The 13,937-nt window shown below is 47.8% G+C and carries 14 protein-coding genes; 10 read left to right on the top strand and 4 right to left on the bottom strand.

What is annotated here, in order from left to right; translation table 11 throughout:
- Positions 1 to 334 precede the first annotated feature (334 nt).
- From L2082_RS14730 to recR, 10 genes are all read left to right on the top strand, one after another.
- Positions 335 to 688: a hypothetical protein gene (locus tag L2082_RS14730; protein WP_446010298.1), complete on the top strand. Its 354-nt coding sequence runs from the start codon at positions 335 to 337 to the stop codon at positions 686 to 688.
- An 89-nt stretch (positions 689 to 777) separates the two neighbouring features.
- Positions 778 to 1,053 carry a hypothetical protein gene (locus tag L2082_RS14725; protein ID WP_446010299.1) on the top strand — a complete coding sequence of 92 codons (276 nt, stop codon included), beginning with the start codon at positions 778 to 780 and terminating at the stop codon, positions 1,051 to 1,053.
- Between the two features lie 136 nt (positions 1,054 to 1,189).
- Positions 1,190 to 1,855, top strand: coding sequence for a hypothetical protein (locus tag L2082_RS14720; protein WP_446010300.1), 666 nt, complete (start codon positions 1,190 to 1,192; stop codon positions 1,853 to 1,855).
- Positions 1,856 to 1,962: 107 nt separating this feature from the next.
- Positions 1,963 to 3,171, top strand: coding sequence for a DNA cytosine methyltransferase (locus L2082_RS14715; RefSeq protein WP_446010301.1), 1,209 nt, complete (start codon positions 1,963 to 1,965; stop codon positions 3,169 to 3,171).
- Entirely contained in the window at positions 3,168 to 3,431 is a 264-nt protein-coding gene (locus L2082_RS14710) for a hypothetical protein (protein ID WP_446010302.1), read from the top strand. Before L2082_RS14715 ends, L2082_RS14710 begins: the two co-directional genes overlap by 4 nt.
- Positions 3,432 to 3,473: 42 nt before the next feature.
- Positions 3,474 to 4,046 carry a restriction endonuclease gene (locus tag L2082_RS14705; RefSeq protein ID WP_446010303.1) on the top strand — a complete coding sequence of 191 codons (573 nt, stop codon included), beginning with the start codon at positions 3,474 to 3,476 and terminating at the stop codon, positions 4,044 to 4,046.
- Positions 4,047 to 4,090: 44 nt separating this feature from the next.
- Positions 4,091 to 4,579, top strand: a complete 489-nt coding sequence (locus tag L2082_RS14700; protein WP_446011904.1) for a hypothetical protein — start codon at positions 4,091 to 4,093, stop codon at positions 4,577 to 4,579.
- A gap of 45 nt (positions 4,580 to 4,624) precedes the next feature.
- Complete coding sequence (gene dnaX, locus L2082_RS14695; RefSeq protein ID WP_446010305.1) at positions 4,625 to 6,487, top strand: DNA polymerase III subunit gamma/tau; 1,863 nt, start codon at positions 4,625 to 4,627, stop codon at positions 6,485 to 6,487.
- 119 nt (positions 6,488 to 6,606) lie between these two features.
- The gene (locus L2082_RS14690) at positions 6,607 to 6,915 is read left to right on the top strand and encodes a YbaB/EbfC family nucleoid-associated protein (protein ID WP_446011903.1); all 309 of its coding nucleotides are present in this window, start codon (positions 6,607 to 6,609) and stop codon (positions 6,913 to 6,915) included.
- A 6-nt stretch (positions 6,916 to 6,921) separates the two neighbouring features.
- Positions 6,922 to 7,527: a recombination mediator RecR gene (gene recR / locus L2082_RS14685; RefSeq protein ID WP_446011902.1), complete on the top strand. Its 606-nt coding sequence runs from the start codon at positions 6,922 to 6,924 to the stop codon at positions 7,525 to 7,527.
- Positions 7,528 to 7,543: 16 nt separating this feature from the next.
- Here the strand turns inward: recR and L2082_RS14680 are convergent, their stop codons facing one another.
- From L2082_RS14680 to msrB, 4 genes are all read right to left on the bottom strand, one after another.
- A complete protein-coding gene (locus L2082_RS14680; RefSeq protein WP_446011901.1) occupies positions 7,544 to 9,823 on the bottom strand; it encodes a hypothetical protein in 2,280 nt (759 codons plus the stop codon).
- A 79-nt stretch (positions 9,824 to 9,902) separates the two neighbouring features.
- Positions 9,903 to 10,808: a glycosyltransferase family 2 protein gene (locus L2082_RS14675; protein WP_446010821.1), complete on the bottom strand. Its 906-nt coding sequence runs from the start codon at positions 10,806 to 10,808 to the stop codon at positions 9,903 to 9,905.
- 20 nt (positions 10,809 to 10,828) lie between these two features.
- A complete protein-coding gene (locus tag L2082_RS14670; RefSeq protein WP_446010822.1) occupies positions 10,829 to 12,334 on the bottom strand; it encodes a glycosyltransferase family 2 protein in 1,506 nt (501 codons plus the stop codon).
- A gap of 56 nt (positions 12,335 to 12,390) precedes the next feature.
- Positions 12,391 to 13,500, bottom strand: coding sequence for a peptide-methionine (R)-S-oxide reductase MsrB (msrB, locus tag L2082_RS14665; RefSeq protein WP_446010823.1), 1,110 nt, complete (start codon positions 13,498 to 13,500; stop codon positions 12,391 to 12,393).
- Between the last annotated feature and the right edge of the window lie 437 nt (positions 13,501 to 13,937).

Here is a 13,937-nt window from a genome sequence, read left to right as displayed (position 1 = left end):
AGGAAATAGACCAGGTCGCAGTGAACCGCGGGCTGTGAAGCGTCGTCCAAAGGCCTACCCTCGTTTGACAGTACCAAGAAGACAAACGGCGTAATCCTGTGGTCAACCACTTAAGGTCGTGCCATTAGTCTCAAGAGAGGATATGGATGACCTCAAGCTGCTGAGGGCCACAAGAGGTGAGGAATCCTATTAACAAAAAAGTGACTGAGCAATGAAAACGTATGATATAGATGTATCACTTCCAAGACGGAGATATTGGGATACAGACATTGAATCACCCCATCGGTGCCCAGAATGTCAGACACCGTTGGTTCAAGATTTTCAGATGTACCTCATGGTGACTAAGCAGGGCAAAGAAGTCGAACCGTATTTGGCGGGAAATAAGGGAGGATGGTTTTGTCCGAATTGTCCTGTTGTGGTGCTTAATTACGACGAGTTTGTCCAAGGGATGGTCGTCGTCAGTGGGGTGACGACAAAAGAATTTACCGTGGCTGGAATTGTAAATTCAGATGCGATTCCTGACGACAAGAAACATCTTCCGTTTGGACATAACGACAACCCTATTCCTCTTGTCGAGTTTCTGAATCCCACCCATCATCAACAAGCGAGCTCGACAAAACGTCCCATCAACCGGAAACAGCGACGTAAATTGAAACGCCGTCTCAAACACAAAAAAAAGAAAAAGTAACAGGAGAAAGACGTGTCAACAATGAAATGACATTTTGTGACGGGCATGTAATCATAGCATTATGGTACTGGTATAGACAGATGAAGCTTATGAAGAATCCTGACAAAAAGAAAAAAAAGAAGGAGATGCGTAGCGAATATGATTTCACTGGCGGGGTACGGGGCAAACATCACAGAGCCATGCAGACCGGATATTCCATTACTGTTCATCAGGAGGACGGTACAACGGTTACCAAAGAGGTTTTGCCTCCAAAAGGTGCAGTGATTGTCGAACCGGACCTTCGCCCTTACTTTCCCGACTCGGAATCCGTGAACAAAGCATTACGCTGTTTAATCCCTTTGCTTTCTCAAAGAGTTGACATCTGACTGCGATGCTGTTGGAAATCAGGCATAAATGGAGGTTTGGATTGGTGTCCAGGCTCTACTTGGAAGCCTGGACAACCCTTAACTTAAGGTCAAGCTGAAATATGACGTCATCTTCCCTAACCCAAGAGCAAAGCGTATGAAACCTTTTTCGCAATGGACAAAAGAGGAGATTGAAGACGAGTTCAGTCTAACTGCTGATCGGCAGTACGAATTGCTCCAGGAATGGCTTGCCGTGTCTCCGTCCTTTACTGACAGTGAACAGCAGTCGCTGCTTAGTCTCTCGCAGACGCTACTGGCCCATGTGCATGACTGGAATGAGGAGGAGCTGAAGGTCTATTTTATTGCATCGCTCCTCAATATGGTGAACTTTTATCAATCTTCGTATCGTCCTTTTCTTGAACGTGAGTTGAGTGTTGAATATGCGGAAGGAAAGCGGCTGTGGGGCATTGTTGATTTTCTTGTCGCCTCGGGTAGGCAAGCCCCCAAGCAGCCCTTCTTTTTTCTCCATGAATATAAGAAGGAACTGGAAAGTGCCAACGATCCGCTTGGACAGCTGCTGGCGGAGATGGTCGCGGCCCAGACTGCAAATACTCGTGAGCAGCCTGTGTACGGGGCCTATATTATCGGTCGCCATTGGTACTTTGTCCTCCTTGATGGGAAAGTCTATGCGGAAAGTCTGGCCTATGATGCAACCAAAGAGGCCGAGATTGTCCAGATAGCTGCTGTTTTGCGGAGAACAAAGGAGGTTATTGATGAACTGGTTTGCTCTGGTGCTCAAACAGCACAATCCCTTAAAAATTAAGCAGGAAAGAACGTGTCCTACCTCGTCTTAGCCAGAAAATCCCGACCTCAAACCTTTGCCCAAGTGGTCGGTCAGAAACCCGTTGTCCGTACCCTGCAAAAAGGACTATGAGTTCTGAGAACATGAAGAGTACGCTACTGTTACGCGAAGACGAACGTTCCTACAGAACCCGCTGTTCTGGTGCCTTGCTCAAGAAAACCTCGCAACGTTATCGTCTGATTGATCTCTTTTCTGGGGCTGGCGGCATGTCTTTAGGGTTTTCCGAAGTATTTGGACAGTCTTTCCAGTCGGTTTGGGCGAATGATTATAACCAGTTCTGTGTTGATACATATAATGAGAACTTCGGTTCGCACTGTGTTGCCGGTGATCTTGCGGAAATACTCAAAGACGATCAGGTCAGGATTCCCTATGCCGACGTGGTGATAGGAGGCCCTCCCTGTCAGGGATTCAGTCTGCTGAATAAGAAACGCGTTGACGACCCTCGGAAAGAACTTTGGCGTCCTTTCCTGAAAGTTGTTGAGCAATGCGGGGCCTCAATCTTTGTTATGGAAAACGTACCGCAACTGCTTGGCACCTTTGAACATAAAGAGATAATCGGGATAGCGGAATCCCTTGGCTTTAAAGTCTATCAGGAGAAGCTGACAGCCTCCGATTATGGTGTTCCACAGACCCGTACCAGGGCGTTTATCATTGGCTGTACTTTTGCAGATCCCTCAATGTTCTTTCCTCCGAGAAAAACGCATTGCAACCCGAACGGAAAGAACAAACAGCTGTTGTTGCCCTTTGATAAGCAAGGATTTTTATCAGCTCCTAAGCACTGGAAAACTGTCCGGGATGCGATTGGAGATTTACCTTCTCCAGAAGGAACTGAGATTAGAGAAACAGCTCCGCCGCTTGACCTGCATTTCGGCAGGAATCCTACCGAACTCAGCCGGAAAAGATACAGGGCTATTCCGCTGGAGGGAATGAATCGTTTTGACTTACAACGAGTTGCCCCGGAATTGACCCCTCAATGTTGGATCAGGAAGAAATCCGGCGGCACAGATTTGTTTGGTCGGCTGTGGTGGGATCGACCTTCAGTGACGATACGTACAGAGTTTTTTAAGCCGGAAAAAGGTCGTTATCTCCACCCGGAGCAGCATCGCCCGATTACTCATCGGGAGGCGGCACGGTTTCAAAGTTTTCCAGACAGCTTTCGTTTTACCGGATCGAAAATTGAGATTGCCAAACAGATCGGCAACGCTGTTCCTCCATTGCTTGCGGCAAGGGTGGCTGATATAGTCAGGGTATTGCTGGACAGCAGGGTTGATACATGAAAGCGGAAGCGATACGAAAACAGCTGCTGGAGTTGTTGATAGATTTTGAAGATGAATTGCGCTCTGATAATCTGCGGCAGAAGGTACTTTCCCTTGTTCCATGCTATCATCAGTTGCGCGACCTGGGAAAACCCCTCATTCCTGCTGAAGAGGCCCGCAGTGCGCGCGACAGGATATTGCATTATTTTTTGAAATATCAAGGAGTGATCATTCGTCCTCGCCAGAAAATCCCGACCCCAGACCTTTGCCCAGGTTATTGATCGGAAAGCCATTTCAAGGAGTCGAGTAGCAAGGAATAAATTATGGTGACTAATTCAGGTTATACAGAAAAAATCAAGAATTACACTTGGGGTGACCTTGAAGAACTTTGGGCGGCGGTACAGCAACGAGATACCCCCGGCTGGGAAAGCGGTAAGGCATTAGAGTATTTAGTCTTGCGTGCATTTCAATTAGATCGTGCGGAAATCCGTTGGCCGTACAGTGTTCGCTTTCAAGCGAGCGGAGAGGAACTCGAACAGATTGACGGCGTGATTTACCTCGGTGAGCTGGCTTGCCTGGTGGAATGTAAGGATTATCATGATGCGTATGGTCAAAAAAAGAATATCAATTTTGAGCCGGTAGCAAAAATGAGAAGTCAACTGATGAGAAGACCCTCCTCAGCGATCGGCAGCATCTTCAGCAGCGGCGGCTTTACTTCTCCTGCTCTCACCTTGGCAAATTTTACATCTCCACAGACAATCCTGCTTTGGAGCGGTATTGAAATAGAATATTGTCTTGCAAAGAGAATATTCAGTCGGGCATTGGTGACCAAATATCGTAAATGTATAGAGTTCGGAATACATGATTATGATATTACAGTTGAGGAAGAATTATGATTACAAAGTATGTTATTGTTGAAGGAGCGCTTGATAAATTCCTGTTGGAACGCATCCTTCCTGAAGAGTTCACCGCCTGCAATAAAATTATTGTTGGAAATGGTGATAATCTTGCACTTTCAAAAGCTCGTTCATTGCTGGTTGCATCGGATCTTCCTGTGGTATTAATTGTCGATTCCGACTCGACAGAACACACGAGTATTGAAGAAAAAAGAGATTTTATGGTGCAGTCTCTGCAGCAGTTCTCCCAGCCTGATCATTTTCAGGTGGTTCTTGCCGTTCCAGAGCTCGAAATCATCTTTTTTTCAAGCCGAACAATGATTGAGGAACTGGTACGGAGGCCGATTACGGATCAGCAATGGGAATCAGCACACTACCGTCCGAAGAGAATCTTACGTGATATTTTGCAGACGGAGAATATACAGTCCTCTCTTGCCGATCTGTTAACCCCGACGATTATTGAAAAACTCAGAGAAACAAGTTTTGTCCAAGACATTATCAACAGTTTTTGTGCTCCTGCGTATACAGTCTGACGAGATTTTTCAAAACGAAAATCAGCCTTAAAATTAACTAAAAACGTGTCCTACCTCGTCCTCGCCAGAAAATCCCGACCCCAGACCTTTGCCCAGGTGGTCGGTCAGAAACCCGTTGTCCGTACCCTGCAAAACGGTCTTTTGCAGAACCGGGTCGCCCATGCCCTGATTTTCAGCGGGGTGCGCGGTACCGGTAAGACCACCCTTGCCCGCATCATGGCTAAGGCCCTGAACTGCGAAAAGGGAGAACCACCTGAACCCTGCAACGAATGCCGTTCCTGCAAGGAAATCATGGCTGGCAGTTCCGTTGATCTGCATGAGGTGGATGGTGCCTCTAACCGGGGTATTCAGGAGATCCGGGAACTGAAGGAAAATATCCGCTTCATGCCCACCAGCTCCAAGTTCAAGATCATCATTATTGATGAAGTTCACATGCTCACTACTGAGGCCTTCAACGCCTTGCTCAAGACCCTTGAGGAGCCGCCTGAGCATGTCTATTTCATGTTTGCCACCACCGAGCTACACAAAGTGCCAGTGACCATCCTCTCCCGCTGTCAACGCTATGAGCTGAAGCGGGTTGCACATGCAGAGCTGGCTGCTCATTTTGCCTCCTTAGCAGAGCAGGAGGGGATCAGTATTGATGAATCAGCCTTGAATATGGTGGTGCGGGAAGCAGGCGGGTCAGTGCGCGATGGCCTTAGTCTGCTGGACCAAGTCTTCTCTTATTGCGGCGAAAACGTCACCGGCGAAGAGGTGGCTGATGTGCTGGGACTGGTGAGCCATGAGGTGATTGCTGATCTTGCCCGCGCCCTGCTTGGTAAAGATATTGCCACTGCCCTGGATTGTTTAAAGAAGGTCTATAGCTACGGCATGGATATCAAACGCTTTATCAACGAACTGCTGGCCTGGTTTCGTAGCCTTGTGGTGTGCAGTGTCAGTAAGAATCCTGCTGCCTTGCTTGATGTACCAGCGGACGAATTGGCTCTCTTGCAGGAGGTTGCCGGGGCCCATTCTTCCCAAACCCTGTTCATGATGTTTAATCAGCTCCTTGAAGGGCTGGAAAAGGCCGCTTATTCGGCCCGTCCCCGCTTTGCTGTGGAAATGACCTTTATTCGGGCTGTGCAGGTGGATGATGTGGTACCGGTTACTGATCTGCTGACCCGTTTGGATGATGTCCTGGCTGGTGTGGTCTTGCCGCAACAGCAGGTACTGCCTGTCCAGCAAGCTCCGCAAGCACATCAACAAACCGCCCAGGCAGAGCAGGGGAGGGTGCCGGCAATATCGGCTCCTCCAGCGGAGTCTCAGCCTGTTCCTGAGCCTGAAAAAAAAAAAGAGCCTGAGTCAGTAGTAGCTCCTCCGCAGGCTGCTTCTCCTGTAGAGCAAGCTCAACCAACTCAAGAAGCACCAAGAGAAGCTCCTGTCTCAGAATCAGAACGGAATCCCCCGCCGCCCCAAGATGTGGGTACGGCGGCATCAGCCACTGTCCAGAAAAGAGATGTACGTAAGCATTGGCCTGAGTTTAGTCGTTATGTTCAGGAACGGATAAAGTGGATGGGAGCATCCTTACAGAGCGCCTCTTCTGCTGTGTTGGAAAACGGAGTGTTGACCGTGAATTATGATGATTCAGCGGATTGCAAGTTGCTTGGATCCAGAGAGAATCTTGTTCAACTCACCGAGTTTGCTATGGACTTTTTTCAGGAAGAGTTGAAGGTTGCCTTTAAGGTGCCTAATTCTTCGTCTTGTGATACAGATCCGGATAGCGCTGCAGCAGTACGGCAGGAGCGCCAGAAACTGGCAAATGATTCCTTGGTGCTTGCTGCTGTAGATGTTTTTAACGGTCAGGTTGGAGATATTCGGGTTGGTCCGCGTTTTCGTGGACCTTTGCAGAAAAAGAAGGCTGAGGAATGAATCCAGTACGTTGATCGAACTGTAATGAAAGGAGGCTACCTCCTCCTGATTTTTTATGTTTTGTTGTTCCTCCTCAAAGGGAGGGGCGAGCGTTATTAAAAAGACTAGAAGGAACGAGAATGAATATTTCAGATATGATGGCCCAGGCAAAGGATTTCCAGAAAAAAATGGGTGATATGCAGGAAGAGCTGGCTACGAAGAGCGTTACTGGCTCTGCCGGAGGGGGCATGGTAACAGCCACTATGAACGGTCGGGGCGAGTTAGTCAGCCTTGCTATTGAGCCTGGTATTGTCAGTGCTGATGAGGTTGATATGTTGCAGGATCTGATTGTAGCTGCGGTCAATGATGGGGCACGCAAAGCGGCTGAACTGGGCAAAGGTGAGATGTCCAAACTGACCGGCGGCCTCAATATTCCAGGATTATCGTAAGTCATCATGCAGGTTGTTCCCCCGCCGCTGGAGCGGTTGATAACCGATTTGACCCGGTTGCCGGGTATTGGTCAGAAGACCGCCTCACGACTTGCCCTCTATCTCTTACGGCGTCCTGCTGCTGAGGCTCTGAATCTTTCAGCCAGTCTGGCAGAACTGCACGCATCAATTCAGCTGTGCAGCACCTGTTTTGCTTTTTCTGAAAATGATCCCTGTGTCATCTGTAGCGATACCCGTCGTAATAATCGGTTGGTTTGTGTGGTGGAAGAACCTGGTGATCTGATGGTTATTGAGAAAACCAATGCTTTCCGTGGCGTTTATCATATCCTCCACGGGGTGCTGGCCCCTATGGAGGGTATTGGTCCTGATGAACTCAAGGTCCGTGAGCTTTTTTACAGAGCGGAGAGCCAAGAGATCGAAGAGGTTTTAGTGGCCACCAGCTCTACGGTGCCAGGGGAGGCCACAGCCTCCTATCTGATTGATCATCTTACAGGTATGCCTGTGAAGGTAACCCGTTTGGCCTGCGGCATTCCTATGGGCATGGATATCAAATATGCAGATGAGCATACCTTGGCAAAGGCTATTGAAACCAGGCAGTTTGTGAAAGGTTAACTGGATGATCAAAATCCTAAAACTGAAACGGGGAGAACTTGATTTTACGCAATATTCTGCCAATAAATGTCCTGCGTATCCCGTCCAGTTTATGTTCCAAAACAGTGATGCGTTGACGCATCACGGCTGCCTCCTCATACATTACATCCATTTTTTGTTGCGTTTCCTCTGTCCGCAGTCGGCTTTGCTCCCGTACTTCCCTTATCTGACGTCGCACTGTCTGCATCTCGTCAAGAACAGCCAAATAATCTGAGGACTGAGGCCAATCAATTTCCGCTTCAAACTGCAAGCGACCTTGATAGCTCTGTTCGGTAACGGATTCAGGGAGTTCTATAATGAGTTGAGGATCATCTCCAACAGAGAAAAAAACATCCCGCATGCTTGAAGAACAGTAATGCATATGCTCCAGAATAACGGCATCGGCAATGTCACTTCCGACGGCCTCCCAGAGAACACGACTTTCAGCAGCATCCTGTGGAGTCAGTCTGAGAGTCAGGCGATGGATATGAAAGAACCCTGGCCGATCTGAAGGGTCAAAGCGGAGGATTTTCAGACGTTCCAGAGAATCGGGCAGGGGGAAAAACAAGGTCTGCTTTTCGCGTCCCAGATACGCCCGCACATTGAGGCTGTTTTCACCGGATAAAGGCGTTGCCTCTGTTACCCAGAACAGTTGAGTATCAAACTGAGCAGTTTGATGCACCCTGACAGACTGTTGAAACGGCTGTAGGAGTACTGCGCGAACCTGATCCTCGCCCTGGCTTGGATCAATGCTGTGCTGCACTCTTCCTTCCTGACAAATAAAAGCAGGCAACAGGTTCTGTTCATCCAAGGACAGGAGTTCAAAGGAAAAGATGATAAATTCAGCAATACTGGTGAGATTTTCTTCCTTCATGGCACAGCTGATATGGCTGTCATGGGCAAAACTAAACCAGAGCAGGGCCCGGAAGAGAATAAATTCAGCACTTATTTCGTCACAATCAACTTTCCATTCCTGATCAAACCATTGGTATTGGCCGTCCGCAGTCAGGATAATATTAAAGGGAAGCAGGTCAAGAAACTGGCCTGGTTGTTCTGCCCGGGCAAGATGAGTTTGCAGAAACTGGTAATACTCTTTGAGGAGGTATTTGAATTTTTCCCGCCTGTTGTCCATGACCAAAGCGTCAATCCATAACTCTGCAAGAAGAGGCCCCTGGAGGTATTTATGATTGCTGGGGACATGGGCAAGCGCAGCCTTTGTGTTCCTTTCTTCTTTGCTCTGTTGTTCATCAAGGAGTTTTTTGACCACAACCGAGTGTTGCCTTTCCTTGTAGGTAACAGCATGGTATTTGCTTCGCTGTCTGTTCTTTGACAGTTTGATAAAATCATAGGGGAAAACTTCAACCAGTCTCTCCTGTGATTTTGCAGCAATAATGAGAAAAGAGTTGGCAAAATCCTGGAGATAATTTGACTGATGCAGGGATTTCCAGTGGAGAAATTCGTCTTGATCCGGCAGCCAATCCGGTACTGTCAGATCACGGGACCGTGTTCTGTAGAGCAGAGAATGGGCATGAGGATCAGAGCGAATAAACTCTTCTGATAAAATAATCTCCGCAAATTGATGGTCTGGAAAGGGATAGAAGAAATCATGGTATGTACTCCCGGCCAGCCGGAATATTTCGCTCCACTCATTGCGGGAGAACATGCGGGGATGGAGGTCGCGCGATCCATAGCCCCAGAGGCCTGCGTAAGGTTTGCCGTAATTATCTTCTGAAGCCCCAAGCCAGTACTTCAGGCCCAACCTGTTGCCTGCGGCCATGACCAGTGCGCCATCCTCAGAGAGTGTATTCATCAGCAGACGTAAATACTCTGCTCTCTTTGCCAGCCCGCAACAGCGTTCTTTTTTCTCTATTTTGCCTTGCAGCACCTCATAAACCAGAGGAGGAAGCGGGGGGAGAAGCACGACAAGATCATAGGTTGCCTCCAGAGCTGCTACAATATCGTCTGGAGTGGCAGCAAAGCGGACATTGGGCAGGTCAGAGCAGCGGAGCTTTGCAGCTTCCAGGCAATCAATGCCTGTTTTGATGCCCAAGACCTGATGGCCCTCTTCACCAAGATAGCGGGATAAGATACCGCTTGAACAACCTACCTCCAGGATGTTCAGTTTAGAGCCAAGCTCTAAGGCACGGAGGATATTGGTTCGGTCAGGGTTGAGGTGGTATTCTGTGACGCCGTTAACCCAGCTTTGAAAGAGTTCAGGAGAGTGAACAGAGACATCCTGGGCATTAGCCAGGATATTACGGACAAATTGAAGATCCATGTTTTTTAGCAAAGAGAATCCGGGAGAGTCCCGGAAGAGTTCATCTGATTCGTGTTTGTGGTGGTTACCAGAGACCCCCTTAGTTAAGGGGACCGTATTTCCCCATTAACCCGTGCAATAATCCTTTCAGAACCATCCGCAGTTCTGTCTTTTTTTCTTCCCGGAAGCAATGCCGGGCATGGCGAAGATGCTGTGAGGTCCAAAAGAGAAAAAGACGGGGGATGGAGGCGTGGAGATGTTTACGGATGTAGAGAAAGCGGTTACGCACTGTGTAATAGGTATAGATGCCGCCCCGATTATCGTGGGAAGCAGAAAGATCATGGCTGCCCGAGACCAGCGGGTTGACTGCGATTCGCCAAGGTGCGCCGGATGAATTGGAAGTCATGGAAGACTTGCCTTGTTTTTTTGCTCTTTGGCAGAGGTCAGCGACTTCTCCGCTGAAAAAGTACGCTTCGTCCAGCAGACCGATCTGTTCCAACAGGGAAGAGCGCATAAGACAGATGGTGCCGGAGACATAGTCCACATCATAGATCGCATCCGGCTGCACAGGCTCTTTGAAATGGGAGATATAATGCTCACCAATATCCCGGCCCCCTGCATTAAGGATCCCGCCGTTGTGATCCCGAATAATCGGGCCGATAATGCCGAGATTCGGCTCTGTATCCAGTGCCTGCACCAGAAGCTGAAAATCCTTTTCTGCTATGCGGGCATCGTTGTTCATCAGCAGGATATAGGCACAGCCGTCCTTGAGGGCCTGACGGATACCGACATTATTGCCGCCTGCATAACCGAGATTGCTGTCATTCTGGATAAAAATGATATCCTGACACTCTCGCTGAATTTTTTCCCGGTCCGCCAGGTCCGAGTTGTTGTCTATCACATAGATGCTTATTCCATGCGCAGAAAAATCCTGAAAATTATGAACACAGTTGATGGTGTCTTGAGCAGCATTCCAGTTCAGGATTATTATACCGGTTTGTTTCATCGTGTTCCTATATTATCCGGTTACCTGTTATCAAGAAAATGGAGTAACGGATTAATCTCTGAAGAAATATGGTGTTCTTTTTGGTAGTGCTCTGGGGCAAATAAGGCCGAAGGCCTGCGCTTTTCCCGCCAGCCGTTCCTACAATAATGGATCAGTGGGTCAATGTCTTGGAAAAAGACATCAGGGTATTGCTGGAGGTAAAATTTTCGGTCAAAAAACCCGGATCGGAGAATCCTGCGATAGGTGTTATTGGTGCAAAAATGTAGTAACTTTTTCAGGGTATTTTTCAGCGAAAAGGGCTGCATTGTTTCTTTCTGCTCAATATATTTTTCCAGGGCAGCAAGGATGGGGCGGGCAGTGGCAAGTTCTGCATTAAGCTGACGGGCAAGATGCTCTGGTACCGAGTCTCCGATAATAAGATAGTCCAGCTCAATGGTCAAACGGTGTATCGTTGCTGTCTTGTCCCTGGTAAACTCGTCCAGGTAAAGGGTCAGGCAGGGATCTTTGCTGGTAAAAAAGTACAGGCTTTCGCTTTCGTCAACAAGTACTGCATTACTGGTAAAAGAAAGCTGCTTACGACCTTGTTTGGTTTCTGCCGCAATGCCTGTAATACTGATAATAGCCTGTTCATTGACCAGCTGGATTTCCAGAAGCTCCCTTGTTTTTACTTCCCATTGTACCTGCTCAAAAACTAATGCCTTGGTTGCAATATCAACTCTTCTGGTACTCAGCAATTTGCGTTGCTCAGTGCTTTGTTTGTTACCATCTTTCCGTCGATAGAGACTGGCCTCAAGATAGGCCCCCTTGATATCAACGAGCTGATCAAAAAGAACATCAATATGTTTTTTATACAGGGCCTCGTGTTTATGAAAGATCTTGGTCAGGATGGCAACCTTCTGTTTTTTCTCCTTGCTTCGTAACATGGAGTCAGAACGAATGCGATAATAAAAGAGGATTTCAGGAATCCTCTTGACCTGCCGTCCTCGTTCAATCAGGGACAGCCAGAAATCATAATCTTCCCAACCGTAAATCATGGCCGGGTCAAAGCCGCCCACCTCTTCCCAATCTGCCCGACGGAAAAAGGAAGTACAAAAAATGACATTGTTAAGCAACATTTCTTCCAGGCTGTACTCAGGAAGCTGCCATTCGTCGTCCCGATCCCCGAAAAAACGGGCCTTGCAGTAGACAATGCCGAGTTCTGGTTCTGCATCTAAGAGTTGGCCAGCCTGCTCCAGATAGGTAGGGCCGATACGATCGTCTGCATCCAGGGGCAGGATGTACTCGCCCTGTGCTGCTTCAATCCCGTTATTCCTAGCTGAGGATAAGCCCTGATTATTGGTATGGATGACCTGCGTTTTCGGGAAATCCAACTGCTGAAGATGCTGGACAGTAAAGGTATCTGTGGAACCATCATTGACCACAATGATTTCAAAATCCTGCCAGGTTTGGGCAAGAACAGAGTTGATGGTTTCATCAATAAAGGTGCCCTGATTATAGCAGGGGATAACAACAGAAACGCGGGGCATGCAGGATGATCTGGTGGGTTGAAATTGTGGAGTTACGTTGTGCCGAGGATGAGGAGTCAGCGTTTTTTCACGGGAAAGAGTTTTCTATACATGCCATACCCCTCTTTTTCCAGATCCTCTGCCGGAATAAAGCGTAAGGCTGCTGAATTCAGGCAATAACGGAGGCCGGTGGGCTTAGGGCCATCATCAAAGACATGGCCGAGATGGGAGTCTGCCTGCTTGCTCCGCACCTCAGTACGCACAGAGAACCAACTTTTATCCTCGCGCTCGACAATATTCTCCGGCACAAGGGGCTTAGTAAAGCTGGGCCAGCCTGTCCCGGATTTGAATTTATCCAGGGAGCTGAAGAGTGGTTCACCTGAAACAACATCTACGTAGATACCAGGCCGGGTATTATCCCAATAGGTATTATTAAATGCCGGTTCTGTCCCATCTTGCTGAGTGACCTTATACTGAAGTGGAGTCAGGCGTTTTTTCAGCTCCTCCTGGCTTGGCTTTGTAAAGGTACTTGTTGCGGTTGGTGGAGTATTCACGTTGGTCTCTGTCGTAGCCGTGGCTGTTTTTGTAGCTGGTTCGGGTAATTCCTTCCCTTTCCATAACTCTTCAAGCCGTTGATCCCGTCCGCATTTATAGCGGTAGAACTTATAACGGATGGGATTTTTTTCTGCATAATCTTGATGATACTCTTCAGCCGGATAAAAGGTGGTGCTCTCATGTATCTCTGTGACAACAGGTTTTTTGAGGAACCCGGACTGTTCTAAGGCTGCTTTTGAGGCTTCAGCTATCTTTCTCTGTGCTTCAGAAGTATAAAAAATCGCTGTTGAATAAGCATGGCCCCGGTCACAGAACTGACCACCCGGATCAACGGGATCGACCTTTTTCCAAAATATATTGAGGAGATTTGCATACGGGATCACAGCAGGATTAAAGGTCACTTGGACAACCTCAATATGCCCCTTTTGTACATAATCATCATAGGTGGGATTGGCACCTGTTCCGCCGCTATAACCGGAAACAACCTCCTGTACACCGTTGACCTTTTGCAGATCAGCCTCTAGGCACCAAAAACAGCCACCAGCAAGGACACCCTGTTCTGTCACCTGTTTTGTCGCTTGTCCAGCAAAGGTATTAGAGAGCATTCCCCAGCCTGCAAAAAAAATCATCATCGGAAGAAAGGGCTTCATTACGTTGAAAAAGCAAAGGTTATGTAAGGACTTGCAAATAATTTATCTCTTCCTGTAAAGTATAGGCTATTCTGCCTGTTGTTGCAAAACTTTTATGGCAAGGCTTTGGCCTGAACAGGTTTTTCCAGGATGGCTTAACAGAATAATGCTACTGGGCCAGGAAAAAAAATTAAAGCAACAGTGAAACAAAAATGAATGTTTTTCTGGTCCGATGTTGATTAAACATTGACAGTCTGCAAGGCAGAGACTTATGTAATGTGACGCTTTGTAACCGTTCACCCGCCTCATTCCACACAAAAAAAGATTGGACAAAAAAAGAAGATCACGATAGTTTAAGGGTCACAACGTTTTTTACGAGATCTATCCACGTTCTGAGTTCGCATGCACCTATCCAGAGAAGAGTTGCGAAAAATAGATAA

This window comes from Candidatus Electrothrix sp. (assembly GCF_052785085.1).
The sequence above is the reverse complement of the archived record's forward strand: the minus strand, read 5'-3'. Positions and strand labels throughout refer to the sequence as shown.

Bases quoted from the DNA above. Each gene is read 5' to 3' on its own strand.
- L2082_RS14730 (WP_446010298.1), top strand. From the start codon at position 335: ATGGTGACTAAGCAGGGCAAAGAAGTCGAACCGTATTTGGCGGGAAAT.
- L2082_RS14725 (WP_446010299.1), top strand. From the start codon at position 778: ATGAAGAATCCTGACAAAAAGAAAAAAAAGAAGGAGATGCGTAGCGAA.
- L2082_RS14720 (WP_446010300.1), top strand. From the start codon at position 1,190: ATGAAACCTTTTTCGCAATGGACAAAAGAGGAGATTGAAGACGAGTTC.
- L2082_RS14715 (WP_446010301.1), top strand. From the start codon at position 1,963: ATGAGTTCTGAGAACATGAAGAGTACGCTACTGTTACGCGAAGACGAA.
- L2082_RS14710 (WP_446010302.1), top strand. From the start codon at position 3,168: ATGAAAGCGGAAGCGATACGAAAACAGCTGCTGGAGTTGTTGATAGAT.
- L2082_RS14705 (WP_446010303.1), top strand. From the start codon at position 3,474: ATGGTGACTAATTCAGGTTATACAGAAAAAATCAAGAATTACACTTGG.
- L2082_RS14690 (WP_446011903.1), top strand. From the start codon at position 6,607: ATGAATATTTCAGATATGATGGCCCAGGCAAAGGATTTCCAGAAAAAA.
- recR (WP_446011902.1), top strand. From the start codon at position 6,922: ATGCAGGTTGTTCCCCCGCCGCTGGAGCGGTTGATAACCGATTTGACC.
- L2082_RS14680 (WP_446011901.1), bottom strand. From the start codon at position 9,823: ATGGATCTTCAATTTGTCCGTAATATCCTGGCTAATGCCCAGGATGTC.
- L2082_RS14675 (WP_446010821.1), bottom strand. From the start codon at position 10,808: ATGAAACAAACCGGTATAATAATCCTGAACTGGAATGCTGCTCAAGAC.
- L2082_RS14670 (WP_446010822.1), bottom strand. From the start codon at position 12,334: ATGCCCCGCGTTTCTGTTGTTATCCCCTGCTATAATCAGGGCACCTTT.
- msrB (WP_446010823.1), bottom strand. From the start codon at position 13,500: ATGATGATTTTTTTTGCAGGCTGGGGAATGCTCTCTAATACCTTTGCT.